Source organism: Andreprevotia chitinilytica DSM 18519 (genome assembly GCF_000711875.1).
Taxonomy (GTDB): domain Bacteria; phylum Pseudomonadota; class Gammaproteobacteria; order Burkholderiales; family Chitinibacteraceae; genus Andreprevotia; species Andreprevotia chitinilytica.
Window position 1 is genome coordinate 293,347 of record NZ_JONM01000001.1, and the last position, 23,513, is coordinate 316,859.

Below are 23,513 nucleotides of genomic sequence, written 5' to 3' on the forward strand. Positions count from 1 at the left end.
ACAATCGATTGATGGGAATGGGCTGCCGGGCGTACGGATGTGCCGATAAACGGCAGTTAGTACTTACGAATTGCGGCACGTTGCAGCCGATCGTGGACTGCGAGCCAAGCGGGCGTGCGGGGTGGGGTTTCGAGGAGGAGGAGGTCGAAGCGCTGGTCATGGTGACGTAGCGTTGCGTAAAGGGCTTGCGCATAGGCTTCCGGATCGGCGGGCAGGTAATGGACATATTGACCTGGCATAAGCGCATTTGTTTCGTTCGTCACGTCCCCGAGTAGTAGCAGTGCTGTTCGCTGGTTGGCGGCGGTGTGTTCTGCCGCAATTTCAAGCAGTTGCGCCCGCGCGCCGAGCCAGAGCGGGGTACGTGGCGCGTAGTGGCTGTCGAGCAGGCCGGAGGCGCGTATACCGGCTGTGCTGGCCTTTACGTGGTGCTCAAGTTCATATCCAAGCAAGCTTTCGATCACGTCGCGGGAGATGCCGCCGGGGCGGAGTAGTTTGGGTCTGCCATCCACGAGGCTCACGATGGTTGATTCGACACCAACTTGGCAGGGGCCGCCGTCGAGGACCAGCGGTAGGGCCGCGCCAAATTCCTCGCGGACGTGCTGTGCCGTTGTGGGGCTCACGTGACCAAACTGGTTGGCTGACGGCGCGGCCAGTCCGCCGCCAAATTGCAGCAGGAGTTCATGGGTGAGTGGGTGGGCGGGGGCACGCAAGCCGACGGTGTTTTGACCGCCGGTAACGGCGTCGGGAACATGTGCTTTGCGCTTGAGAATGAGGGTGAGTGGCCCCGGCCAGAATACTTCGGCCAGTTTCCAGGCATCGTCAGGGATGTCTTGTGCCCAATCGGAGAGCTGAGCACTACCGGCGATATGCACGATGACCGGGTGATCGGCTGGGCGGCCTTTTAGCGCGAATATTTTTGCGACCGCTTGCGGATTTGCGGCATCTGCGGCTAAGCCATAAACGGTTTCAGTGGGGATGCCGACGAGCTCGCCAGCGCGGAGCAGCGAGAGGGCGCGTTCGATCTGCGCGGTCATGACAAGGTAATGTGCTGATAAAACAGGAGTATAGCGTGACGGGCTGTTCGCTTGCTACGCTGGCCGGCGTTTGCTGCGGTGGGATAAGAGATCGGTTGGCGTAAAAAAACCGGCGGTTGAGCGCCGGTTTTTCATGAGGTTCCGTGATTTAGAAACGCTCGGGCAACTTTTGCAGAATGATGATCTGCTTGTTTTCCAGCTTGATATAACCGCCGAACACCAGTTCCTTGAGGATGCGGGCAATCATTTCACGCGAGGAGCCGACCCGGTCAGCAATCGCTTGCTGGGTGAGCGATTCGGCGATCATCCAGTGGTCTTCGTAATCAACCGCAATACTTTCGAACAATGCGCGAACCCGGCCATAGACGTCGAGCAAAGCCAGGTTTTTCACTGTTGCGGATAGCTTGCGAACGATGCGTGCCAGATTGAGGATCAGTTTGTCCTTCAATTGTGGGTAGGCATCGAGCGCGGTACGGAAGTCGGCTTTGTTGAACATGAGGAAGGTGGAGTCTTCATCGACTTGCACCGACCAGCCGCGCGGTTCGTCGTCGACCAGCGAGAGCTCGCCAAACACGTCGCCGGCTTCACCGATCAGGAATACGAATTCCTTGCCTTGATTGTCGCTGGCAAACGAGCGGGTACGACCTTCGACCAGCAAATACATGGCTTCGCCGGGATCACCTTCACGAAATAGAAAAGCACCCTTGGGCAGCTGGCGCTTGATGGCAGCTTCAAGCACGACGTCGAGGTCTTCAGCAGAGAAGTCGCCAAAAACGTCCAAGCCGGTCAGAAAAGATTTGATTGATTGAGTTTCCATGCAGTCTCGATCCTTTGTATGTCGTTGGTTATTCTGATTTGGCGGCGCTGGCTTTTTCAGTTTTCTTGGCCGATTTGGCTTCTTGGCTATTCTGGTCTGGCGCGCTGCCGTCTTCGGCAATGTTTGCCTGATTCTTGTTGATGAGTGAAATATCGGGTGGCGGAGGAACGATATCGAGTTTCTTCGCCAGCATGTATTCGTTCATTTCTTTCCAGCCGGAGAAAATATCCGCCTTGGAAATTTTCGGATTACGGCGATAACAGTCTTCCAGCGCCCGTCCGCTATGACGGCATGCGGCGCCAATGGCCTTGCCGTTCGCTTGCTGTTTGTTGAGGACTTCCATGATCTGATCGCAGCCGGCAAGCGGTGCCGTCAGCAAAAGGGCAAACATACAGCGTGTTAGCAACAGGTTGAGGTTCAGCATGGGCTGTATGAAGTTTGCATAAATTCGGGATAAGTTGATTGTAAGCGCAAAACGGGCTTGCCGTGCAATATGGCAAGCCCGTATTTCGTCAATCATTCATCCAATCAAGCCGATTGCTGAATGCCTGCCAGTAACCAGCGCGGATCATCGGCACGCGGTTTGACGAAATGCCAGATTTCTTCGAACGGCATTGGCGCGGCGTTGAGTGCCTCACTGACCCGGCCATAAAAACGCGCGCTGGCATAAAGTTGGCCGTTGTCATTGCCGGTATCTGCCAATTCAACCTGTAGCTCCGGGAATTCGGCCAAGTCGCGATTGACGGCAATCTCGCCCTTCAATTCGTTGAACAGTTCAGGCGTCAGGTATTTGCGCAGTTCTTCGAGTTGCTCGGGACTATTGAGCGCCTGCATATGCAGAAAACTCGCACGGGCCTGACGCAGGAAGGCGGCTGTTTCGGTGCCATCCGGCAGACGACCCGATTGCGTCATTGCTGCAGGTGCGCTGACTGCGCCTTCGCCAATCCGGAACACGCGATCAGATTGTGGTTGCGGGGTGCTTTGCCAGTTGGCGGCGCTTGCAGCTGCACCAGCGGGCGCCGGCTGACCGTAGGCGCTTTGGGTGCGGCGACGCAGCAGCATGATGCCGCCGATAGTGAGTGCCCCCAACAACAACAGCCAGCCCCACGGGAAGCTGCTGGATTCAGATTGCGCGGCACCCGACGCATTCATCGATTTGCCGAGCATATAGCCGCCAGCTGCACCAACGGCTGCGCCGACTGCGGCGCCAGCCAGGGCCTTACCCATGCCGTTGCCGGCCGGTTGAGGCTGTTGCTGCGGTATTGGTTGTGCGGGGGCAACGGGTTGCTGGGGTGGTGCAGCGTTACGGGTGATGCTCCGTTGTTTACCTGCTGAGCCGCCGCCGCCAAGCCGTCTGGCTTCGGCAAGCGGGCTTAGTGCGAGCGATACGGTAATCAAGGCGGCGATCAGGCGTTGAGCAGAGCCAGCAGCGAACATGCGGGGGTATTCCTTTGTAATGATGAGTTGCCCGCTTTTAGTGGGATCGCTGGTTCGGAAGTTCAACCTTGGTGGTTTTATTTCGCAACGGCCGCTTTTTCAGTTGCGTTGGCCACGTTCGATGGTGACGCCTACCCGACCGACCTCGTGCAGGATGCCGAGCTTGGTCACGGAGACCTTCACCCACGGCGCTTTAAAGTCTTCGAGCAGGATGTGGGCGATATGCTCAGCCAGCGCTTCCAGCAACTGGAAATGCTGTTCGGCCATGCTGGCACGCAAGGTATTGACGACGTGGTCGTAGTCGATGGTGTCGGTCAGGTTGTCTGACAGACAGGCGCGGGTTGACGGCAGGCCGATTTCCAGGTCGAGCTCGACCACTTGCAGGGCGACCCGCTCCCATTCGTACCAGCCAATCAGGGTTTTGGCGCGAACGCCGTGCAGAAAAATGATGTCCATATGAATTGCGGACCTCGTGGTTTGTATGGCCACGGGTGCTTTGCCTTAGAATGCCGGACTGACTATTTTACGGGATTCGTGAATGCCATCGCCATTCGCTGTGTTCATGCTCGCATTAGGGGCTTACCTGATCGGCTCGCTTTCGTTCGCGGTGATCGTCTCTCGCCTGATGGGGCTGGACGATCCGCGCAGCTATGGTTCAGGCAATCCAGGTGCCACCAACGTCTTGCGCAGCGGCAATAGAAAGGCGGCAGCGCTGACGCTTGCCGGTGATGCGCTCAAAGGTTGGCTGGCGGTGTTTCTTGCTCAACGGATTGCGGGTGCATACGGTTTGGGTGCCGAGGCGATCGCGGCTGCGGCACTGGCGGTCACATTGGGCCATATGTGGCCGGTGTTCTTCCGTTTTCAGGGCGGCAAGGGGGTGGCAACCGCAGCCGGTATTCTTCTGGCGCTGGATTGGCGGGTGGGCTTGGCGGTACTGGCGATCTGGTTGTTGATGGCCAAGGGTTTCAAGATTTCGTCACTGGCGGCATTGATTGCTGCCGTCGCATCGCCCTTGTTGACGGCTTATTTTATGCCGGGCGAGCGTCTGTACTTATATGTGGTGTTGGTGATTGCGGTGCTGTTGATTGCTCGGCATCACCAGAATATTCGGGGTTTGTTTGTTGGCAAGGAGGGCAAGATTGGCGATCAAGCAGGGCCCGGCAAGCAATAATTGCCCGGCGCAAAAAAGGCGATCAAATGATCGCCTTTTTCAGTTTTGGCGCGTGGGTCAGGTGCGTTTGTTGTGATCCCGCGCCAATCGTTGCTTTTCACGCTGCCATTCGCGGTCTTTCTCGGCTTCACGTTTGTCGTGCTGCTTCTTGCCCTTGGCGAGGCCGATTTCCAGCTTGATCCGGCCACGGGTGAAGTGCATGTTGAGGGCGGCGACGGTATAACCGGCGCGGTCGACCTTGTTGGCCAGTTTTTCGATTTCGCGCGCATTGAGCAGCAGCTTTCGTACTCGGGTTGGATCGGGATAAACGTGAGTCGATGCGGTGGTGAGCGGCGAGATGTGTGCGCCCAGCAGGTAGAAGTCACCCTTCATATAAGTGACATACGATTCTTTCAGCTGCACGCGTCCGGCGCGGATCGATTTCACTTCCCAGCCTTCAAGCACGAGGCCGGCTTCAAAGCGGTCTTCAATAAAGAAATCGTGAAAAGCTTTGCGATTGTCGACAATGGTCATTGGGGCGTTGCTTGATAACAGGCAAAACGCGATTGTAACGGAGGCGTCAACAACATGTCCCTGCTTGTGATTTACACCGGCGGCACGCTTGGCATGCAGCCCGGCCCGAATGGCCTTGCGCCGGTGGCTGGTTTCTTGTCCGAGCAAGTCACGCGCATCCACACCGGCATCACCATGTTGGAGTATTCGCCGCTGCTCGATTCAAGCTCGATGGGGCCGGCCGACTGGAACTGTATCGGACGCGATATCGCTGCACGTGCCGATGAATTCGCCGGCTTCGTCGTGTTGCATGGGACGGATACGCTGGCATGGACGGCGAGCGCGCTGGCTTTCATGTTGCAGGGTTTGAACAAGCCCGTCGTGTTGACTGGCGCGATGCTGCCTTGGGATGCGCCGGGAAGTGATGCACCGACCAATGTCGCTGCCGCGTTGACCTTGGCGCGGGATGAACGGCTGCGTGAGGTTGCGGTCGTCTTTGCCGGGCAAGCATTTCGCGGCTGTCGCGTTCGCAAGATGGATTGCGCTGGTGTGGCGGCCTTCGATAGTCCGAATGCGCCGGCGCTTGGCGTTTTCCGTCACGGCCAATGGCTGCTGGACGAGGCGCAATTGCAACCACCTGCCGTGCCGTTCCAGTTTCAACCGGTCGCGGAAATGGCGAAGATTGTCCAGTTCTCACTTGCACCTGGCGGTACATCGACTTGGTTGTCTGCTGCGCTAGCTACTGATCCGCCGCATGCGTTATTGCTACAGAGCTTTGGCAGCGGCAATTTACCTAATTGCGTCAGCTTGCACCGGGCATTGCATGCCTATGCCGCACATCATCCATTGGTCAATCTGAGCTTGTGTCCGCGAGGTGGTGTAGCTGCTGACTACGCGGCTAGTGCCGAATTGAGGGAAGTTGGCGCGTTCAATGGGGCCGACATGACGCCTGAGGCAGCGCTGACGAAACTGTATTGGATGGCGGGGCAGGAACATGATCTTGCGATGCAACGCACGCTGTTTGAACGCAATCTTGTCGGAGAACGGACAGACGGTCGGCCGCTGTGATATAGTCTCGCCTCTGCAATGGCGGGTCTCCCCGCATGGCTAAGACGTGAACCTGGTCAGGTCCGGAAGGAAGCAGCCACAGCGTTTGATGCCAGTGCCGGGGGTTAGGCTCGCCACCTCATTCCATGCAAGGGCCGGTTATGCCGGCCCTTTGCGTTTCCGCCGTTTATCTCCTGAAGTTTGCTGCTGTTCGTTGTGATCTGGCTTTTTCGCCGCTGCGCGGACTATTCACGTCGGCCCAACTTGTTTTGCCCCAAGCGCAGCAGCATAATGCGCAATCTTCAGCGAACGTGCTGCCAATGAAGTTTCTGTTCGATCTCCTCTCTGTCCTGCTGTTTTTCGGCGCCTATCTCGTTACCCGCGATCTATTCATCGCCACCGGCGTGGCGATGGTGACCTCCACCTTGCAGGTGCTGTTCTCGTGGTGGCGCTGGCGCAAAGTCGACGCTACGTTGTGGCTGAGTTTTGCCATGATCATCGTGCTCGGCGGGGCCACACTCCTTCTGCATGACAAGACCTTCATCAAGGTCAAGCCAACGGCGTTGTACTGGGCCTTTACGCTGGTCCTGACGGGCGCCTACTACCTGCGCGGCAAGAATCTGATCAAATCCCTGATGGGCCAGCACATCGCGTTGCCCGAAGTGGTCTGGTTCCGCCTTAACTGGGCGTGGGCCTTGTTCTTTGCGGTCCTCGGGGCGTTGAATCTGGTGATCGCGTTCCATTTCGATGAGGCGCTCTGGGTCAAATTCAAACTGTTTGGCACGATGGGCCTGACGCTGTTGTTCGTATTGGCACAAAGCCTGTACTTGTCGCGCCACATCGAGGCGACGCCAGAACAGAACAAGGAAACGGAATAAGCCATGCCGCTGTACGCCATCATCGGAACTGATCGTTTAGAGAGTCTTGCCGATCGCCTGGCTAGCCGCCCGGCACATCTTGCCCGGTTGGAAGCGTTGAAAGAAGAAGGGCGCCTGGTATTAGCCGGGCCGTTTCCGGCTGTTGATAGTGTTGATCCGGGTGCAGCCGGTTTTTCCGGCAGCCTGATCGTGGCAGAGTTTGAATCGCTGACGGTAGCGCAAGCATGGGCGGAGGCTGACCCGTATCGCGCTGTCGGCGTCTATGTTGACGTCATCGTCAAGCCGTTCAAGCACGTGTTACCCTAATGCGCTTGCATGACGAGATCCGTCAGCGGCTGGCGGTGCTGAATCCTGAGGCGCTGGAGCTGCATGACGATAGCGCAGCGCATGCCGGGCATGCCGGTAACACTGGCGGCGGGCATTTTGATCTCGTCATTGTTTCAAAGGTCTTTGCTGGGCAAACTGCGCTGCAGCGACACCGTACGGTGTATGGCTTGCTGGGCGACCTGATTCCAGACCAGGTGCATGCGTTGAGCGTGAAAGCGTATGCGCCTGGTGAATTCTGATAAATCTCACGCGTAACAACACTCAAGGAAAGACTCAATGCGTCAACCTCAACGTCTCGCGCTGCTGCTGTCTCTCAGCGTTGCCGCAGCCTTTGCTGGCAATGTGGCTACCGTCAACGGCGTCGCCATTCCGGATTCCAAGCTTGAGTTCTACGTCAAGCAAGTGACTGAGCGCGGCCAGAAAGATACGCCGGAACTGCGCGCCAAGATCAAGGAAGAACTGGTTCGTAGCGAAGTGCTGTCGCAAGAAGCGGCCAAGAAGGGCCTGGACAAGACCCCGGACGTGCAAGCGCGTCTCGACATCGCCAAGCAACAAATCCTGGGTGGCTCGCTGGTCAATGACTATGTGAAGAACAACCAGGTTTCCGATGCCGATCTGAAGAAAGAGTACGACAAGATCAAGGCCGGCATGAGCGGCAAGGAATACAAGGCTCGCCACATCCTGGTGAAGGATGAAGCGGAAGCCAAGGCGATCCTGGCTGAACTGAAGAAGGGCAAGAAGTTCGACGACATCGCCAAGGCGAAGTCGCTGGACAAGGCCAGCGGCGCACAAGGCGGCGATCTGGGCTGGGCGAACCCGAGCGGTTTCGTGCCGGAATTCGCCAAGGCGCTGACCGAACTGTCGAAGGGCAAGATCTCCGAGCCGGTGAAGACCCAGTTCGGCTGGCACATCATCAAGCTGGATGACGTGCGCGAAGCCAAGGGCCCGTCGTTCGATGAAGTGAAGGCCGATCTGCAGCGTCAAGTGCAGGGCGAGCGTGCTCAGAAGTATGTGGACGATCTGGTGTCCAAGGCCAAGGTCGAGTAATCGACGGGTTTTACCCAGTTCTACCAACAAAAAGCCCCGCAGTTTGCGGGGCTTTTTGTTGCTTGGGCTGACCAAGACAGCGTCCGCGGATTACATGCGGTGCTCGTCCTGCTCGTGCTTCACGCGCTGCGGAATATACGGATTCTCGAACTCGTGATCGGTGATTTCTTGATTGACTGCTGCTTTCAGGCGAGTACGGATGTCGCTGTAGCACTGCTTGCGCGTTGCATCGTCCGGGTGCTGAGTCGCGACGAACACCTTGTAGGCGCAATCGCCAAGCACGGTCTTGAACTGCTCAGGTGGCAGGTTCAATAGCGGGTTCGGCTCGCGGTAGCCAGTATCGGCGGTGCTGCTGGTGCCGGGCGCTGCAACTTGTGGTGTGGCTGGCTTGTCGCAGCCCGCCACGAGCGCTGCAAGCAGCAGCGGCAGAATCAAACGGTTCATGGGACTCCTCCAATTGTTTTTGATTTGGATGCTTTTGCTTTGCGTTTTTTTGGTGCAACTGGCGGATTCTAACGCAGCCGATACCAGATGAGTCCGACCAGTTCGTGAATAGCCAAGCTGCTTTCATATAGCGCTTTGGCCTTGGGCAGCAGCTGCAACAGGCTGAACGGCTCACGATTGGCAAAATCGGTTGGCGCTGGCGTGACTTCGAAGCCGGCAACAACGAATAAATGCTCGGCACGCGGTAGGTGCCAGGCTTGGCTGACCAGCGCGATACGACGCTGCGGCGGCAATAACATGCGGGCGGAGAGTCTGGCATTTTCAGCGGTATCGTCGGAGCCGTTCTCGATCCAGCGCGGTTGTATCTGGAAATCTTCGCGTAGCGCCGCAGCCATCAGATCGGCTTCCGGAATACCGCCAATGGGCGCTCCACCACTCACCAGCACCGGTTTGCCGCTGGCCCGTGCCAGCTGGGCGCAGTAGCGCAGCCGGACCAGCGTCGCATTGTTGACGGTTTCGCCGGCGGGCTGGTCATACGCGCCGAATCGTTTGCCGCCACCCAGGCAGACAATGGCATCCACGTTACGCAAATTCGCAGCGGAAATCGGCGCGGGCTCAAGCAAGCCGGTCAAGCCATTGGCAACCAGCTGGGTGGAGAGCAGATAGAGCAGGGCGATACCACTGATCAGCAGGGAACGCCCTAGCCGTTTGCGCCGTGGTTGCAGCCATGCGCCGAGTGCAATCAGCAGCAAGCCATTCATGGGCGGCAACAGGAAAGCGGCGATGGTGTTCTTGATCAGGAAGCTGGGTGACATTGCAGCGGCACAAATACAAAGAGCCGCAAGGTTGCGGCTCTTTGTGTTGGCTGGTCAAGCGTGATGATTGAGTCGCCGCCTGCAGGCGTTTACTCGCCCAGATAGGCTTTCTGGATCGCCTCGTTGGCCAGCAGGTTGGCTGCCGAATCGGCCAAAGTCACATGGCCGGATTCCATCACGTAACCGCGATTGGCGGTCTGCAAAGCCAGCTTGGCGTTTTGCTCGACCAGCAACATGGTCACGCCCTCGGCCGCGATCATGCGGATGATCTCGAAGATCTTCTGCACGATGATTGGCGCGAGGCCCATCGAAGGTTCGTCCAGCAGCAGCAGCTTGGGGCGGCTCATCATGGCGCGGCCGATGGCGACCATCTGTTGTTCACCGCCCGACAAGGTGCCGGCGAGCTGTTTGTAGCGCTCTTTCAGGCGCGGGAACAGGCCATACACGCGCTCGAGATCGGCAGCGACTTCCGCTTTATCATCTCGCACATAAGCGCCCATCTGCAGATTCTCTTCCACCGTCAGGCGGCTGAAAATGCCGCGTCCTTCCGGTACCAGCACCAGGCCGTGGCGGACGTAGTCGTAGGCGTGCAGCTTGGCAGTCGATTTGCCATTGAACATGATCTCGCCGTCACTGGGCTTGACCATGCCGATCAGCGTTTTCAGCGTGGTGGTCTTGCCGGCACCGTTGGCACCGATCAGCGCGACCAGTTCGCCCTGTTTGATTTCAAGATTGATGCCCTTGACGGCGTGAATACCGCCATAGGCCACTTTCAGGTCTTTGACTTGCAGGAGCGTTTGACTCATTCGGGGGCCACTCCCAGGTAGGCCTCGATCACGCGCGGATCGTTCTTCACTTGTTCGGGAACACCTTCGGCGATCTTCTTGCCGTAGTCGAGCACGGCGATGCGGTCACACAGACCCATCATCAGCTTCACATCGTGTTCGATCAGCAGGATGGTCACGCCATCGCTACGAATCTTTTCCATCAGCGTTTTCAACGCCGCCGTTTCGTTCGGATTCATGCCGGCCGCCGGCTCATCCAGCGCTAGCAGGATCGGCTTGGTGGCGAGCGCACGGGCAATTTCCAGCCGGCGTTGATCGCCGTAACTGAGGTTGCGTGCCAGCTCGTTCTTGCGCTTGCCGATGCCGACATAGTCGAGCAGTTCTTCGGCACGCGCCTTGATCGTGGCTTCCTCCGCCTTGGCGGACGGATTGCGGAATACCGCGCCGATCACGCCGGCCTTGGTGCGCACGTGCTGGCCGACCATCACGTTTTCCAGCGCCGTCATGTTATGGAACAGACGGATGTTCTGGAAGGTGCGGGCAATGCCGGATTCGACCACCACATAAGGCTTCTGGCGGAACAGATTCTTGCCGTCGAAATTGAATTTGCCTTCATCCGGCAAATACAGGCCGGTCAACACGTTGAACAGCGTGGTCTTGCCGGCACCGTTCGGGCCGATCAAGCCATAGATTTCACCCTTGTTGATCGACAGGGTGACGTCGTTCAGGGCATGCAGGCCGCCGAAGCGTTTGTGAATGCCCTCGATGGCGAGGAGCTGTTGGGGCGCGTTCATGCCGTAGCCTCCTCTTCATGCTCGTGGATTTCCAGTTTACGGCGCCGGGATGGCCACAGACCTTCTGGGCGCAGCAGCATGATGGTGATCATGGCGAGGCCGAAGATCAGCATGCGCAGGTTTTCCGGGTCGAACACGCGCCGGCCGAATACCGCGCTTTGCAACGGGTTGATCGCATCGCGCAGCAGTTCCGGCGTGATCGACACGAGGATTGCACCGAGGATCACACCCGGAATGTTACCCATGCCGCCGAGCACGACCATGCACAGCACCATCACCGATTCCATCAGCACGAACGATTCCGGCGAGACAAAGCCTTGGAAGCTGGCGAACAGCGCACCAGACACACCACCGAAGCTTGCACCCATGGCGAATGCCAGCAGCTTGATGTTGCGGGTATTGATCCCCATCGCGTTGGCAGCGATTTCGTCCTCGCGGATTGCCACCCAGGCGCGGCCGATGCGCGATTGCTGCAGGCGCAAGGTCACGAAGATGATCAACGCGCAGAAGGCCAGGATCAGATAGTAGTAGCTGTGCGCCACGTCAAAGGTCAGACCCAGCCACTGGATCGGCTTGCCGAAATCAAGCCCGAACAGATGCACCTTGCTGATCCCGTTCAGACCCTGCGGCCCGTTGGTGATGTTGATCGGGTGATCGAGGTTGTTCAGGCAGATGCGGATGATTTCACCAAAGCCGAGCGTCACGATGGCAAGGTAGTCGCCGCGCAACTTCAAGGTTGGCGTGCCCAGCAAGACGCCGAACAGGCCCGCCATGAAGGCCGCCAGGATGATCATCACCACAAAGGGCGGATGCATCATCCAGACGGGCAACATCGCTTGCAGGTGCGGCGAATTGAGAAGGGCGTAGGTATAGGCGCCAACCGCGTAGAAGGCGATATAGCCCAGGTCGAGCAGGCCAGTGTAGCCGACGACGATGTTCAGCCCGAGTGCCAGCATGATGTACAGCAGCGCGAAGTCGACGGCGCGCAGCCAGGATTTGCCGTTCTCAAACAGGCCGCCCAGTGCCCAAGGCAGTACCGCGAGCACCACGGCCAGCGCGATATAGACGGCCAGCCGTTGGCGTGGGGTTTTCAGGAAATCGATAGCCATTGTTGTTCTCTCCGCCTTATGCCCGATCGGCCACACGTTCGCCCAACAAACCGCTTGGGCGGAACACCAGCACGCCGATCAGCACGACGAAGGCGAACACATCCTTGTAGCTACTGCTCAGGTAGCCCGCGCACATGCTTTCGATCAGGCCCAGCAGAATGCCGCCGACCACTGCGCCGGCCAGGTTGCCGATACCGCCGAGTACCGCAGCAGTAAACGCCTTCAGACCGATCAGCGAGCCCATGTAGGCATGTGCCTGATCATAGTTGGCGGCCACCATCACGCCGGCCATCGCACCGAGTGCCGAGCCGATCATGAAGGTCATGGAAATGATGGTGTTGATGTTCACGCCCATCAGCCCGGCGACTTCCGGGTTCTGAGAGGTGGCGCGCATGGCGCGGCCCAGCTTGGTGCGTTCAATCAGGAAAAACAGGCCACCCATCAGCAGCAGCGCGAGCACGACGATGGCGACTTGCAGATCGGTGATGGCTGCGCCGAAGAAGTCATGCACTTCGGTCGGCAGAATGGCGGGGAAGGGGCGATAGTTGCGGCCCCAGATCAGCATGGCGGCCTGTTGCAGCACGATGGAAACGCCGATGGCGGTGATCAGTGGCGCAAGGCGCGGGGCGCGGCGTAGTGGCCGGTAGGCGATGCGCTCAATGGCGAAGCCCAACAGCATCGACACCGGAATCGCCATCAAGAGGCCTGCCAGCAACAGCAAGGGGCCGGGCAGGTTGATGCCGGCGCCAATCAGCAGGTTGATACAGGTGATGGTGACCATCGCACCGATCATCACGATTTCGCCATGGGCAAAATTGATCAGCTGCATGATGCCGTACACCATCGTGTAGCCCAGTGCGATCAGCGCATAAATGCTGCCGACCACCAGGCCGTTGATGATTTGCTGCAAAAAGATATCCACTTCTGCTCCCATCCTCGGTGAGGTTATTGGTGTTGACCATCTTGCGATCGGTGGATCGTGGGGCGACGGTCTCTGTATTCAGTTGTGTTTCAAAGCAACCGTTACAGTTTAGCGAGCGCACCTTACATCTGCCCGGAAACCCCGCCTACTTGCGTTTTTCCCCTACCAAAAACGCCTTAACCACCGTCCGTCAGCTGGCCGCCAAGCAGCGCTGCATTGCCTCCTGCTGCGGCTGTATTAATGCTAACGCACACCTCTCGCACCAGCCGGAATAGCGGATAACGGCCACTTTGATCGGGGATGACGGCTTGAATCACCGGACCATTGCTTTCGGAAAGCTGTCTTTCCAGCGCGGCACTGTAGCAATCACACAACACTACGTCGTACTCCTCGTGCAGCGGGTCTGCGACGACCGGCAGATCATCCGGGAAATTCGCTACCCATTCGGGCGGTTCGATATGACCCGGGATCAACGCGCGATTGCCGGTGAGCAGGGCGGTGATCAGTTGTACCAGCAGCGCCTGCCGGTCTCGGGCGACGCACGCGACGATACCGCAAGGTTGGTAGTGCAGGGTGTTCTGCTCTCCGGTTGGGCCGGGCAGGTGGTGCGACAGGCCCACCGGACTGCGACTGGTGATGTTGTCGATCAGGACACACAGATCGGGTTCAAAACGCTCGGCCAATGCGCGCAGCCGCTTGGCCGTAGTGCTTACCTTGGGCGTGGCCGGGCCGGCCTGACAAGGATCGGCTTGGCGCACCAGCCGCCAGATCAGCCACGGCCCGCCGGCTTTCGGCCCGGTGCCGGACAAGCGCGCACCGCCGAATGGCTGGCAACCAATAACGGCACCGATTTGCGGACGGTTGACATAGACATTGCCGGCGTAAAGGCCCGCCTGGATTTGGGCGATAAAGCTCGGGCAACGGCTTTCGATGCCAAGCGCCAGCCCATAGCCGAGTTGGTCGATTTCCTGCAGCAGTGCTTCCAGTCGCTCCGGCGAGTAGGGCAGTACACAGAGTACCGGCCCGAAGATTTCACCCGGTAACTGGTCGATGCGGTCGAGTTCCACCAGTGTCGGCGGTACGAAATGCGCGCTCCAGCACGGCTCGGGCAGTTCGCCTTGGGTTACGGTCAGCCCTGCATTCCGGAAGTTCAGGATCGCGGTTTCTACCTTGCCCAGCGCGGTTTGCGAGATCAGGGGGCCGATATCGGTATCCAGCAGTCGCGGATCACCGGCTTGCAGTTCATTCATGGCGGCCTTGAGCCCGTTGAGGACGACTGGTGCGGTGGCCGTCGGCACGCACAGCAAACGCAAGGCCGAGCAGCGTTGCCCAGCACTGTCGAAGGCCGCGATCAGCACGTTCTGGATCAGTTGCTCGGTGAGTGCCGAGCTATCCGCGATCAGGGCGTTCACGCCGCCGGTTTCCGCCACCAGAACGCGCTCCTCGTTTCCCTCCGTATCGCTGTGGGCCAATGCGCGGTGAATGGCTTGAGCGGTGGGCAAACTGCCCGTGAACAGCACGCCTGCAACCCGCGCATCACCGGTCAGCAAGGCACCTGTTTGTCCGTCCCCCAACAGCAGTTGCAGTGCCTCTGGCGGCACGCCAGCGTCGTAGAGCAGTTGCACCGCTCGCCAGGCAATCAACGGGGTGTGCTCGGACGGCTTGGCGAGCACGACGTTGCCAGCGATCAGGGCCGCGGCAATCTGGCCCAGGAAGATCGCCAGAGGGAAGTTCCACGGGCTGATCGCGATGACCATGCCCAGTGGCGCGGGAGGATGGCTTGGCCATGCCGCAAGTGCAGTTCGGGCGTAGTAGCGGCACGCATCGATGGCCTCGCGCAGCTCGCTCAGTGCGTTGGGCAAGGTCTTGCCGGCCTCGTCGATCAACAAGGCCAGCAAATCGGCCTGACGCTGTTGCAGCAGGTCGGCAGTCCGTTCCAGGCAAGCGGCACGTTTGACCAATTGCGTGGCAGCCCAATGTGGGGCGTACGCGTGGGCCGTGGTCAAGGCGTGCTCAATCTCGGCTGTATTCGCTACTTGTACCGTGCCCAGCACGCGTAGCAGGTCTGCCGGAGCATGCGCGGTCTGGGCTGGCCGGCTGGGCACTGCAATCGGCTCCTGCATGCCGTTTGGCTTGGGCAGGGACGTGGCTCGCAGCAGCGCGCGCCGTGCTGATTCGATGTCGATAATCAAGGCAGCAACGGCTGCGGGCTCACCCCAGCACAAACCATCGGCCTGGATATGGTCAGCGTCTCGTTGGGTCGGTTTGGCGAGGGTGAGGGCAGGGTCACCGGTGGAGGGAGGGGGCAGATTGGCGGCTGCGGCGGCTACTGGATCGACGGTAGCGACATCAGGTTGATCCGCGACGATCAACTGGTGGACGAATGCGCTGTTTGCGCCATTTTCCAGCAGGCGGCGCACCAGATAAGGCAGCAGCGTGGCTTGATTGCCGACCGGCGCATAGAGCCGACACGGGCGCCGGATACCCTGTTCATGCAGCAGGCGGTAGAGCGTTTCACCCATGCCGAACAGGCTCTGAAACTCGAATTCGCTGCTCCCTGCCATCGCATTGACCGCGAGTGCCGTGTAGGGATTGTGGGTGGCGAATTGCGGGTAGATGGCATCGGGCGCACTGAACAATCGACGTGCGCAGGCCAAATAGCTGACGTCCGTGTGCTCCTTGCGGGTGAATACAGCGTAGTCGGGCCAGCCTTCTTGTTGTGCGTGCTTGATTTCGCTATCCCAGTACGCGCCTTTGACCAGCCGTACGGTGATCTGCCGGTCGGCTGCACGGGCGGCATCGATCAGCCAATCCACCTGCGCCACGGCGCGTTTCTGATAGGCCTGCACCGCGATCCCCAAGCCATCCCAGCCAACCAGTTGCGGGTCGTTCAGCAGGTAGCCAAATAAATCCAGCGCCAGATCGAGCCGCTCGCTTTCTTCTGCATCGATGGTCAGCGGCAGCCGATGCCGGGCTGCCATCAGCGCCAGCCCCCGCAATGCGGGGTACATGGTCTTGATGATCTGTGCGCCTTGACGGGGCTCGTAGCGCGGGCTCAACGCCGATAGCTTGACCGAGATGCCCAGTGGATGACGCGCACCCTCGCCGAACGCCTGATAGCTCAGGTGTTCCAGTGCATGGCGGTAGGCCGCGTGATAGGCCGCTGCATCCTGCCGGTTGAGGGCGGCCTCGCCCAACATATCGAATGAATAAAGAAACGGTGCTTCGCGCCGCCGTAGCGCGTGTATCAGGTCTTCAGCGATGACGAATTGCTGGGCAAGCTCCTGCAGGACGGCTTTGATGGCGAAGCGGACCAGTGGCTCGATGCTGTCGTGCTCACTCCAGTTGCGCGCGTGCCGCAAGGCCCATTGGATCACCCGGATTACAGTGGTTGTACCCGGTTGACTGTCCCAGGCCGCCGCGTGGAGCTGATCGCGAATCAATCGGTCGGCGGTGGCGAGGTCTGGAATGCGCAGCAACGCCTCGGCCAAGGTCAGCAGTGCGCGCCCGGCGGGGCTGGCCAGTGGAAAAGCAGCAAGTAGCGCATCTGCCCCAATGCCGTTACGACGCTCGGTGCGCAATCGGCTGCAGATGATCGGGGCTGTGGCATCGACTGCCGCCTGTTCGGCTTCATTCAAACGGGCGAGCGGTAACAGTTGCCGGATCAGCTGGGCTTCATCGGCAAAATGAGCTTGTGCAACATGAGCGCGGTCAGGCTGTGGCTCAGCAACCATCCAGGCATCCGTTTGAAAGGTTTCAAATTACAAGTTAGCTGGTTGCTGACGAATTGCCTTTGCTAAGCGTGGGAACGCGGCGTGGGTTGCCGGAATTCGGGTCGGATGGTGGCAGGCAGGCGTCGAATGGCGGCTGCAGAAATGGAAAACGGCGCTCTTGCGAGCGCCGTTGCAATCGGACCGGGTACTGAGGCTCTGTTAACGTTTGTTTTGCAGCTGATTTCCCCAAACTCAGCCGTGAAACTAACGTCAACAGAACCTTTGGTCAGCTTTGGATTACTTGGCGCCGCCGCCAATGGTATCCAGCACTTCCCACTTGCCGCCCTTCACCTGATAAAGGGTGATGGCGCCATTCTTGATATCGCCCTTTTCGTCAAAGGCGATGTGGCCGGTTACGCCGTCGAGTTCGACTTTCGAGATTTCCGGCAGGTACTTGGCAGGTTCGGTGGAGCCGGCTTTCTTCATGGCTTCAACCATCACCTTGACTGCGTCATAGCAGTACGGCGAATACAGCTGCACTTCGGTGCCGAACTTGGCCTTGAATTTGTCGAGGAACGCCTTGCCGCCCGGCATGGCAACCTTTTCCTGGCCCGGGCTGGAGGAGATCATGCCTTCGGCGTCAGCACCGGCGAGCTTGATCAGCTCCGGTGTTTGCGTGCCGTCGCCACCCATCACCTGCGCGCTGATGCCCAGCTTCTTGGCTTGCTTCTTCAGCGGGGCAGCTTGTGCATCCATGCCGCCGTAGAAGATCAGATCCGGCTTGGCACCCTTGATGCTGGTCAGGATCGCGTTGAAGTCGGTTTCCTGATTGGTGGTGAACTCGCGCTTCACGACATTCGCGCCAGCAGCCTTGGCAGCCTTCTCGAATTCGTCTGCCAGACCTTGGCCGTAGGCGGTGCGGTCATCAACGATCGCGACTTTCTTGGCCTTCAGCTTGTTCACGGCGTATTCGCCCAGCACCTTGCCTTGCTGCGCGTCGTTGGCCATCACGCGGAAGGCAGTCTTGAAGCCTTGTGCGGTGTAGGCAACGGCAGTGGCCGACGGGGAGATTTGCGGGATGCCGGCATCGGAGTAGATCTTGGAAGCCGGGATGGTGGTGCCGGAGTTCAAGTGGCCGATCACGCCAGCGACCTTCTGGTCGACAAAGCGTTGGGCAACGGTGGTGGCGGTCTTCGGGTCGGCCTGGTCATCTTCGGACACGAGTTCGAATTTGACCTTCTTGCCGCCGATGTCGGCGCCGCCGGCTTCGTTGATCTCATCGATCGCCATCTTCACGCCGTACTCGTTGTCCTTGCCGAGGTGGGCGATGTTGCCGGTCAGCGGTGCAGCGTGACCGATCTTGACGGTGGTGCCTTCGCCACCGGCTGGCGCAGCCGCTGCTGCGGAGGCGGCCGGCGGAGCGCTGGCTTCCGGTGCGGCCTGTTCCTGTTGTTTGCCGCAAGCTGCGAGCGTGAGCAGCGAAGCTGCAATCAAGCTATAACGCGCGATGGTCATGTGCTAATCCCCTAGATGCTGTTTATACGATTTGAATTGAACTGAATTGCGATCTGGACTGAATCACCGGCATCGCCCTCGCGGATGATGCAGGCCGGTAGAAGCCGGCCGGGTGCAGGGCTTGTCACGATGATAGAAAACGATCATGGCGAGGGGTATGAAACCCTGTCAAACATGGGTTTTCCCTAGTGGAAGTGTTGCGTGCACGCCACTCTTTGTCGATTCTGACGATTTTTCTTGATTCGACGTAAGCAATCTAGGCGCTGAGATCGATCTGCTGCAGGCTGCCCGCCTGGCCGGATTCAGTCAGATACACGCCGCTGCCCCGAATCTGCCCCAGCGTGTTGTTGTGTGCGTCGTTGATGTTGAAGTCGGCCTGGGACGAACCAAGGTAGATCGCGCCAATGCCCATCGATTTGAGATCGACCAGCCGATTTTGCCCGCTGTCGTCTTTCAGCCACAGTTTTAGCTTGCTGAACACCGCATCGTTTTCGTCGATCCAGCCGTTGTGGTCCTGGTCATAAGCGGCCAGTTCGGCGAAGCCGTTGCCGGTTTTGGTGCCGAACAACTCGCTGCCATTGTCGATCTTGCCGTTGTTGTTCAGATCGAGCGCGAGAAACGCCGACCCTGGCTTGAGTTCGCTGATCTGCTCAGTCTGGCCATTGTTATTGAGGTCGAAGGCAAAGGTCTGGCTGGACAGCTGCCCGGCCGTGCCACCGAAGTTCAGCACCAGTGGATCTTGCTTGGGTTTGGCGAGGCTGCCGGCATAGACGCCCTCGCTCACGGTTTGCGTATAGCTGCGGGCGAGATCCAGCTGCGCGCTGAATTGAATCTGCTTGCCATCGCTGGTCTGAATGGTGCCGGCGGTACTGTAGTGCGTACTTTCGGTTTCGCTATAGGTGCTGCTGTATTCGGCGGCAAAACCGGCTCCGCTGGTTTGGTCTGGCGTGGGTGGCGCCGCCGGTGTGGCTGGGCTGGCTGCTGCGGGAGTGGAAGCCGGATCGCTGATCGGGTTCTGCAGCAGATGGATTTCATGTCCGATGAGTTTCTCGATCAGATCCTTGAGGAGCTGCAGATAGGGCGAGAGTTGGCTCATCTCGCTGTTGCTGTCCGCCTTTTGCGCTGCTGGCTCCTGGCTACTCTTGGCGAGCGCCGCATCCGAGAGGGTCACATCCGGGCGTTTGGCCTCCGGCGCCTGGTAACGCACCGACGTTTGCGTCTGCAGCATGCTCTGGAAGCTGTGGCTGGCCTGATTTTGAACGTTGGATTGGACGATGCGCATGACCAATGCTCCGGCGGATGATCTATCTAAGGGTCATCGGCCGCCAGCGCGGATTCTTGATTGGCGCTTACGAAAAAATCCCCAGTTCCGCAAAGGAAATGACTTGATGTCCTGCCACAAGGAAATGATCCAGTAGCTTGATTTCCAACAGGTTCAGTCCATCACGCAACTGGTGGGTGAGCGTGATGTCCGCAGTGGATGGCGTGGTCCGGCCCGACGGATGGTTGTGCGCCACGATCACGGCCGTGGCATTGACCGCCAAGGCCTTTTTCGCCAACTCACGCGGATAAACACGGGTTTCGTTGACGGTGCCATGGCTGAGTTCTGCGGTGGCGAGCAGATGGTGGCCAGAATCAAGGAATAGCGCGACGAAGACTTCGTTGGGCCGATTGCGCAGCAACAGCCCCAGGTAATTGCGTACTGCCGTCGGGGAATCGAGCGCACTGCCGCGTTGCAATTCCTCGCCAAGGGCGCGGCGGGCCATTTCCAGCACGGCTTGCAATTGCGCGTATTTGGCATCGCCCATGCCAAGTACATCGCCAAAATCCTGCCGCGATGCAGCGAACAAGCCATTCAGGCTGCCAAAGCGGATGAGCAGCACGCGGGCCAGATCGACGGCGCTCATGCCGGTGACGCCTACCCGCAGGAAGATCGCCAGCAACTCAGGATCGGACAAAGCCGCTGCGCCGCGTTGCAGCAGTTTTTCGCGCGGGCGCTCGTCCAGCGGCCAGTCGGTGATGGGCATGGTTTACACTCTTGCAATCTAGGAGGGGTGGTAGCGGCGAACAAAACCGCCCTGGCGTTGTTGCTCAGTCTTGCCGTACCAGTTGTACTGTCTGCGACTGAGCGCCTAGCCAAGGCGATTTTGTTCGCCGCCACATAAGTTGACGAATTTTGTGAAGCCCTCACGCAAACGGAAATAAGCGAACACCTAAATGACGAAGCAAAGACGAATCGTGCTCGGCGTCACCGGCGGGGTGGCGGCGTACAAGGCAGCCGAGTTGACGCGGCTGATGGTCAAGGCGGGCTGGCAGGTCGATGTGGTGCTGACCGAAGCGGGCGCGCAGTTTGTCGGCCCGGTAACGTTCCAGGCGCTATCCGGCCGGCCGGTCTACACGCAGCTATGGTCGCCGGACGTGAGCAACGGCATGGCGCATATCCAGCTCACGCGTGGTGCGGATGCGTTGCTGGTGGCGCCGGCGACCGCCGACCTGATCGCCAAGGCGGCGTTGGGCTTGGCGGATGATCTGCTCAGCACCCTGATTTCCGCCCGAGATTGCCCGCTGCTGATCGCGCCAGCCATGAACCGCCAAATGTGGGAAAACGCGCCGAACCTGCGCAATATCGCCCAGCTGGAGTCCGACGGCGTTGCCATCCTCGGCCCGGATGCCGGCGATCAAGCCTGCGGCGAAGTCGGCCTCGGCCGCATGCTGGAACCGGAAGAACTCATGCTGCATCTGGAAGCGAGCTTCCAGCCCAAACCGCTCGCCGGCCGACGCGTGTTGCTGACCGCCGGCCCGACCTTCGAGCGTATCGATGCCGTGCGCGGCATTACCAATTCCAGCTCCGGCAAAATGGGCTTCGCCATTGCGCGTGCCGCATGGGAGGCTGGGGCCGAAGTGACGATCATTGCCGGCGAAACTGCGCAGGTGACGCCGCCCGGCTGCCGTCGCATCGATGTGCTCAGCGCACAGGAAATGCTGGGCGCGGTCGAGAGCGAAGTAGATGACACGGATATCTTCATTGCCGTGGCCGCCGTAGCCGACTATTACGTGCTTAACCCGTCCGAGCAGAAGATCAAGAAGGATGCCCATATCCTCACGCTCGAGCTGGCGCCCAATCCGGATATCCTCGCCCGCGTCGCTACGCGGGATAAGCCGCCGTTCTGCGTCGGCTTCGCGGCGGAATCCGAAAACCTGCTGGAGTACGCCGAAGCCAAGCGCAAGCGCAAACACCTGCCGCTCCTTGCTGCCAATCTGGTGCAGAACGCGATAGGTGCCGACGACAACGAAGTCATCCTGCTCGACGATAGTGGTGAAACCCGCTTGCCGCACGGCCCGAAACTGGACGTCGCACGCAAATTGATTGCCCACGTCGCACAACTTTACGGAAAAGGAAAAACCAAATGACCACGCTCGACGTGAAGATCCTGGACGATCGCCTCAAGGACAACCTGCCGCATTACGCCACGCCAGGTGCTGCTGGCCTCGATTTGCGCGCTTGTCTGGACGCTCCGCTGGAGCTTGCTCCAGGTGCGACAGCGCTGGTGCCAGCGGGCATTGCGATTCATCTGGAGAACGCCGGCCTCGCCGCCATGATCCTGCCGCGCTCCGGGCTCGGTCATAAGCACGGCATCGTGCTGGGCAACCTCGTTGGACTGATCGATTCGGACTACCAGGGGCAGATTTTTGTCTCGGTGTGGAATCGCGGTCACGCCAGCTTCACCATTCAGCCGATGGAGCGGATCGCTCAACTGGTCGTTGTGCCGGTGGTGCAGGTGACGTTCAATCTCGTCGAGGAATTTTCCGAAAGCGATCGCGGTGCTGGCGGGTTTGGCAGCACCGGCAAGCACTGAGCCGTCTTGCTCATGAGCGCATCCATCGAGGCCCGTACGCGGGCCTTGTTGCTGTCCGATCCATTGCGGATGGCATGCCTGAATGCCATGGCCGACCTCGGCTTGCCCGATGGCTGGATCGTGGCCGGTTTTCTGCGCAATCTGATCTGGGATGCGGCTGCCGGGCATGCCCGGCCGTCGTTGCTGAATGACGTTGATGTGGCGTATTTCGACCGGCACGATTTATCGGGTGCCACCGAAACCGTCCATGAACGCTCTCTGCAACAAGCTGTGCCGGAAGTCACCTGGCAGGTGCGCAATCAGGCGCGCATGCACGTGCGCAATGGCCATGCGCCCTATCGTGAGATGGCGGAGGCTGTTTCTTTCTATCCGGAAGCTGCCACCTGCCTTGGCGCACGGCTTCAGTCAGACGGAAGTCTGGCGCTGCTGGCGCCCTATGGATTGGCGGATGCCTGGGATTTGCTGCTGCGCCCGAGCCCGCGCAATCCGGATGCGAGCGAGCTGATGAGCTTGCGTGTGAGCGGCAAGGGTTGGTTGGCACACTGGCCGGCGTTGCGAATCAGCGACGTGTTTGTCGCAGATTGATCACGGCCTCGGCCGCGTGCAGCAGCAGTTTCTCGCGCAGGCTCGCATCCCCCGGCAACACAATGCCCGCCTCGGTGCGCACTTCCAGATCATGCAACTCACCCAGCACGCCTTGCGCGTGTTTCAGTGCCGGATAAGCGCGCCGCCGCGACTTGGGCAGCCACGGCCCGGCATGCTCGATCAGGTAGCGCAGCCGTTTGATCTCGATGCGCAACAGATGCCAATGCTGCAAGGTGTTATCGGTCTCCAGCTCGACGTTGAGCGTGTGGGCGAGTCGGCTGGCCTTGCGGCGGATGCGCAAGCGAATGCGTTTACCGCGACGTGTGTCGATCAGATTGTTTAAGCGGGCGCGGCTGGCGGCGTGCAGCACCGGCCAGTCGATCCGTTCCAGCGCGGCGATCACTTCGCGGTAAGCGGCTGCTTCCTGTTCCTTGAGCATCGCGATGGCCGGGTGATCGGCGGGCAGGGCGGAGAGCATCACTTCGGCATCGCGGGCCGGGCCGGTAAGGCTGGCGAGCTTGCGCCAGCCCGCCCGAAGCGATTGATCGAGCAGATCGCGCTTGGTCAGCAACAGCGGCAACAGTGTGCGCAAGCCGCGCAATGCCACACGAAATTCATGCAAGGCTTCCGGGTCGCTACCGGCCAGCAAATTGGCGCGCAACGCATCAAGACGCAGAAACAGGCTATCAATTTGCCGAGCCAGCTGTTTCTTGCGCGCCATTTG

26 protein-coding genes and 1 other RNA gene are annotated in these 23,513 nt (G+C 59.5%); 10 read left to right on the plus strand and 17 right to left on the minus strand.

The window, feature by feature from the left end; all coding sequences use genetic code 11:
* Positions 1–56: 56 nt before the first annotated feature.
* From BR41_RS01335 to BR41_RS01355, 5 genes are all read right to left on the minus strand, one after another.
* Positions 57–1,034, minus strand: coding sequence for an L-threonylcarbamoyladenylate synthase (locus tag BR41_RS01335; protein WP_035051834.1), 978 nt, complete (start codon positions 1,032–1,034; stop codon positions 57–59).
* Positions 1,035–1,182: 148 nt separating this feature from the next.
* A complete protein-coding gene (locus tag BR41_RS01340) occupies positions 1,183–1,851 on the minus strand; it encodes a Crp/Fnr family transcriptional regulator (RefSeq protein WP_035051836.1) in 669 nt (222 codons plus the stop codon).
* Positions 1,852–1,879: 28 nt separating this feature from the next.
* Positions 1,880–2,371, minus strand: a complete 492-nt coding sequence (locus BR41_RS22560; RefSeq protein WP_169741228.1) for a hypothetical protein — start codon at positions 2,369–2,371, stop codon at positions 1,880–1,882.
* Positions 2,372–2,379: 8 nt separating this feature from the next.
* Positions 2,380–3,288: a Tim44 domain-containing protein gene (locus BR41_RS01350; RefSeq protein WP_035051839.1), complete on the minus strand. Its 909-nt coding sequence runs from the start codon at positions 3,286–3,288 to the stop codon at positions 2,380–2,382.
* Between the two features lie 99 nt (positions 3,289–3,387).
* Positions 3,388–3,744: a dihydroneopterin aldolase gene (locus BR41_RS01355; protein ID WP_035051842.1), complete on the minus strand. Its 357-nt coding sequence runs from the start codon at positions 3,742–3,744 to the stop codon at positions 3,388–3,390.
* 82 nt (positions 3,745–3,826) lie between these two features.
* Here BR41_RS01355 and plsY point away from each other — a divergent pair, with 82 nt between their 5' ends.
* A complete protein-coding gene (gene plsY / locus BR41_RS01360; protein WP_035051845.1) occupies positions 3,827–4,459 on the plus strand; it encodes a glycerol-3-phosphate 1-O-acyltransferase PlsY in 633 nt (210 codons plus the stop codon).
* Positions 4,460–4,516: 57 nt separating this feature from the next.
* Here plsY and smpB read toward each other — a convergent pair whose 3' ends face one another.
* Positions 4,517–4,972, minus strand: coding sequence for an SsrA-binding protein SmpB (gene smpB / locus BR41_RS01365; RefSeq protein WP_035051848.1), 456 nt, complete (start codon positions 4,970–4,972; stop codon positions 4,517–4,519).
* 54 nt (positions 4,973–5,026) lie between these two features.
* Between smpB and BR41_RS01370 the strand changes: the two genes are divergently transcribed.
* The 6 genes from BR41_RS01370 (at position 5,027) to BR41_RS01390 (ending at position 8,250) form a co-directional block, all read left to right on the plus strand.
* Positions 5,027–6,019, plus strand: a complete 993-nt coding sequence (locus BR41_RS01370) for an asparaginase (RefSeq protein ID WP_035051850.1) — start codon at positions 5,027–5,029, stop codon at positions 6,017–6,019.
* A 20-nt stretch (positions 6,020–6,039) separates the two neighbouring features.
* Positions 6,040–6,137, plus strand: an RNA gene (gene ffs / locus BR41_RS23420) — signal recognition particle sRNA small type.
* Positions 6,138–6,318: 181 nt separating this feature from the next.
* Positions 6,319–6,876, plus strand: coding sequence for a septation protein A (locus BR41_RS01375; RefSeq protein ID WP_035052446.1), 558 nt, complete (start codon positions 6,319–6,321; stop codon positions 6,874–6,876).
* A gap of 3 nt (positions 6,877–6,879) precedes the next feature.
* A complete protein-coding gene (locus BR41_RS01380; protein WP_035051852.1) occupies positions 6,880–7,182 on the plus strand; it encodes a YciI family protein in 303 nt (100 codons plus the stop codon).
* Complete coding sequence (locus tag BR41_RS01385; protein ID WP_035051854.1) at positions 7,182–7,442, plus strand: BolA family protein; 261 nt, start codon at positions 7,182–7,184, stop codon at positions 7,440–7,442. Before BR41_RS01380 ends, BR41_RS01385 begins: the two co-directional genes overlap by 1 nt.
* Before the next feature lie 37 nt (positions 7,443–7,479).
* Positions 7,480–8,250, plus strand: a complete 771-nt coding sequence (locus BR41_RS01390; protein ID WP_035051856.1) for a peptidylprolyl isomerase — start codon at positions 7,480–7,482, stop codon at positions 8,248–8,250.
* A gap of 90 nt (positions 8,251–8,340) precedes the next feature.
* On the opposite strand, the gene BR41_RS01395 is transcribed toward BR41_RS01390, so the two are convergent.
* From BR41_RS01395 to radC, 10 genes are all read right to left on the minus strand, one after another.
* The gene (locus tag BR41_RS01395; protein WP_035051859.1) at positions 8,341–8,694 is read right to left on the minus strand and encodes a hypothetical protein; all 354 of its coding nucleotides are present in this window, start codon (positions 8,692–8,694) and stop codon (positions 8,341–8,343) included.
* A gap of 68 nt (positions 8,695–8,762) precedes the next feature.
* Complete coding sequence (locus tag BR41_RS01400; protein WP_035051861.1) at positions 8,763–9,509, minus strand: YdcF family protein; 747 nt, start codon at positions 9,507–9,509, stop codon at positions 8,763–8,765.
* An 89-nt stretch (positions 9,510–9,598) separates the two neighbouring features.
* Entirely contained in the window at positions 9,599–10,315 is a 717-nt protein-coding gene (locus BR41_RS01405; protein ID WP_035051872.1) for an ABC transporter ATP-binding protein, read from the minus strand.
* Positions 10,312–11,088 carry an ABC transporter ATP-binding protein gene (locus tag BR41_RS01410; RefSeq protein ID WP_035051874.1) on the minus strand — a complete coding sequence of 259 codons (777 nt, stop codon included), beginning with the start codon at positions 11,086–11,088 and terminating at the stop codon, positions 10,312–10,314. Before BR41_RS01410 ends, BR41_RS01405 begins: the two co-directional genes overlap by 4 nt.
* Positions 11,085–12,197, minus strand: coding sequence for an ABC transporter permease subunit (locus tag BR41_RS01415; RefSeq protein WP_035051876.1), 1,113 nt, complete (start codon positions 12,195–12,197; stop codon positions 11,085–11,087). The genes BR41_RS01410 and BR41_RS01415 overlap by 4 nt, the downstream gene beginning before the upstream one ends.
* Before the next feature lie 16 nt (positions 12,198–12,213).
* Positions 12,214–13,119 carry a branched-chain amino acid ABC transporter permease gene (locus BR41_RS01420; RefSeq protein ID WP_035052449.1) on the minus strand — a complete coding sequence of 302 codons (906 nt, stop codon included), beginning with the start codon at positions 13,117–13,119 and terminating at the stop codon, positions 12,214–12,216.
* Between the two features lie 176 nt (positions 13,120–13,295).
* A complete protein-coding gene (putA, locus tag BR41_RS01425; RefSeq protein ID WP_035051879.1) occupies positions 13,296–16,853 on the minus strand; it encodes a bifunctional proline dehydrogenase/L-glutamate gamma-semialdehyde dehydrogenase PutA in 3,558 nt (1,185 codons plus the stop codon).
* A gap of 276 nt (positions 16,854–17,129) precedes the next feature.
* The gene (locus BR41_RS01430) at positions 17,130–18,347 is read right to left on the minus strand and encodes a branched-chain amino acid ABC transporter substrate-binding protein (protein ID WP_035051881.1); all 1,218 of its coding nucleotides are present in this window, start codon (positions 18,345–18,347) and stop codon (positions 17,130–17,132) included.
* 256 nt (positions 18,348–18,603) lie between these two features.
* Positions 18,604–19,629, minus strand: a complete 1,026-nt coding sequence (locus BR41_RS01435; protein WP_035051884.1) for an SPM autocatalytic domain-containing protein — start codon at positions 19,627–19,629, stop codon at positions 18,604–18,606.
* Between the two features lie 67 nt (positions 19,630–19,696).
* Entirely contained in the window at positions 19,697–20,374 is a 678-nt protein-coding gene (radC, locus tag BR41_RS01440; protein ID WP_035051887.1) for a RadC family protein, read from the minus strand.
* A 190-nt stretch (positions 20,375–20,564) separates the two neighbouring features.
* Between radC and coaBC the strand changes: the two genes are divergently transcribed.
* Genes coaBC through BR41_RS01455 form a run of 3 tightly spaced genes read left to right on the plus strand, consistent with a single transcriptional unit; the run spans position 20,565 to position 22,789 of the window.
* Positions 20,565–21,758 carry a bifunctional phosphopantothenoylcysteine decarboxylase/phosphopantothenate--cysteine ligase CoaBC gene (gene coaBC, locus BR41_RS01445; RefSeq protein ID WP_035051889.1) on the plus strand — a complete coding sequence of 398 codons (1,194 nt, stop codon included), beginning with the start codon at positions 20,565–20,567 and terminating at the stop codon, positions 21,756–21,758.
* Positions 21,755–22,204: a dUTP diphosphatase gene (gene dut / locus BR41_RS01450; protein WP_035051891.1), complete on the plus strand. Its 450-nt coding sequence runs from the start codon at positions 21,755–21,757 to the stop codon at positions 22,202–22,204. Before coaBC ends, dut begins: the two co-directional genes overlap by 4 nt.
* A gap of 12 nt (positions 22,205–22,216) precedes the next feature.
* On the plus strand, positions 22,217–22,789 hold the full coding sequence (locus tag BR41_RS01455) for a nucleotidyltransferase family protein (RefSeq protein WP_035051893.1): 573 nt from the start codon (positions 22,217–22,219) through the stop codon (positions 22,787–22,789).
* Here BR41_RS01455 and BR41_RS01460 read toward each other — a convergent pair.
* Complete coding sequence (locus BR41_RS01460; protein WP_035051895.1) at positions 22,764–23,510, minus strand: CHAD domain-containing protein; 747 nt, start codon at positions 23,508–23,510, stop codon at positions 22,764–22,766. The two genes, BR41_RS01455 and BR41_RS01460, sit on opposite strands and share 26 nt — an antisense overlap.
* Positions 23,511–23,513: the final 3 nt, after the last annotated feature.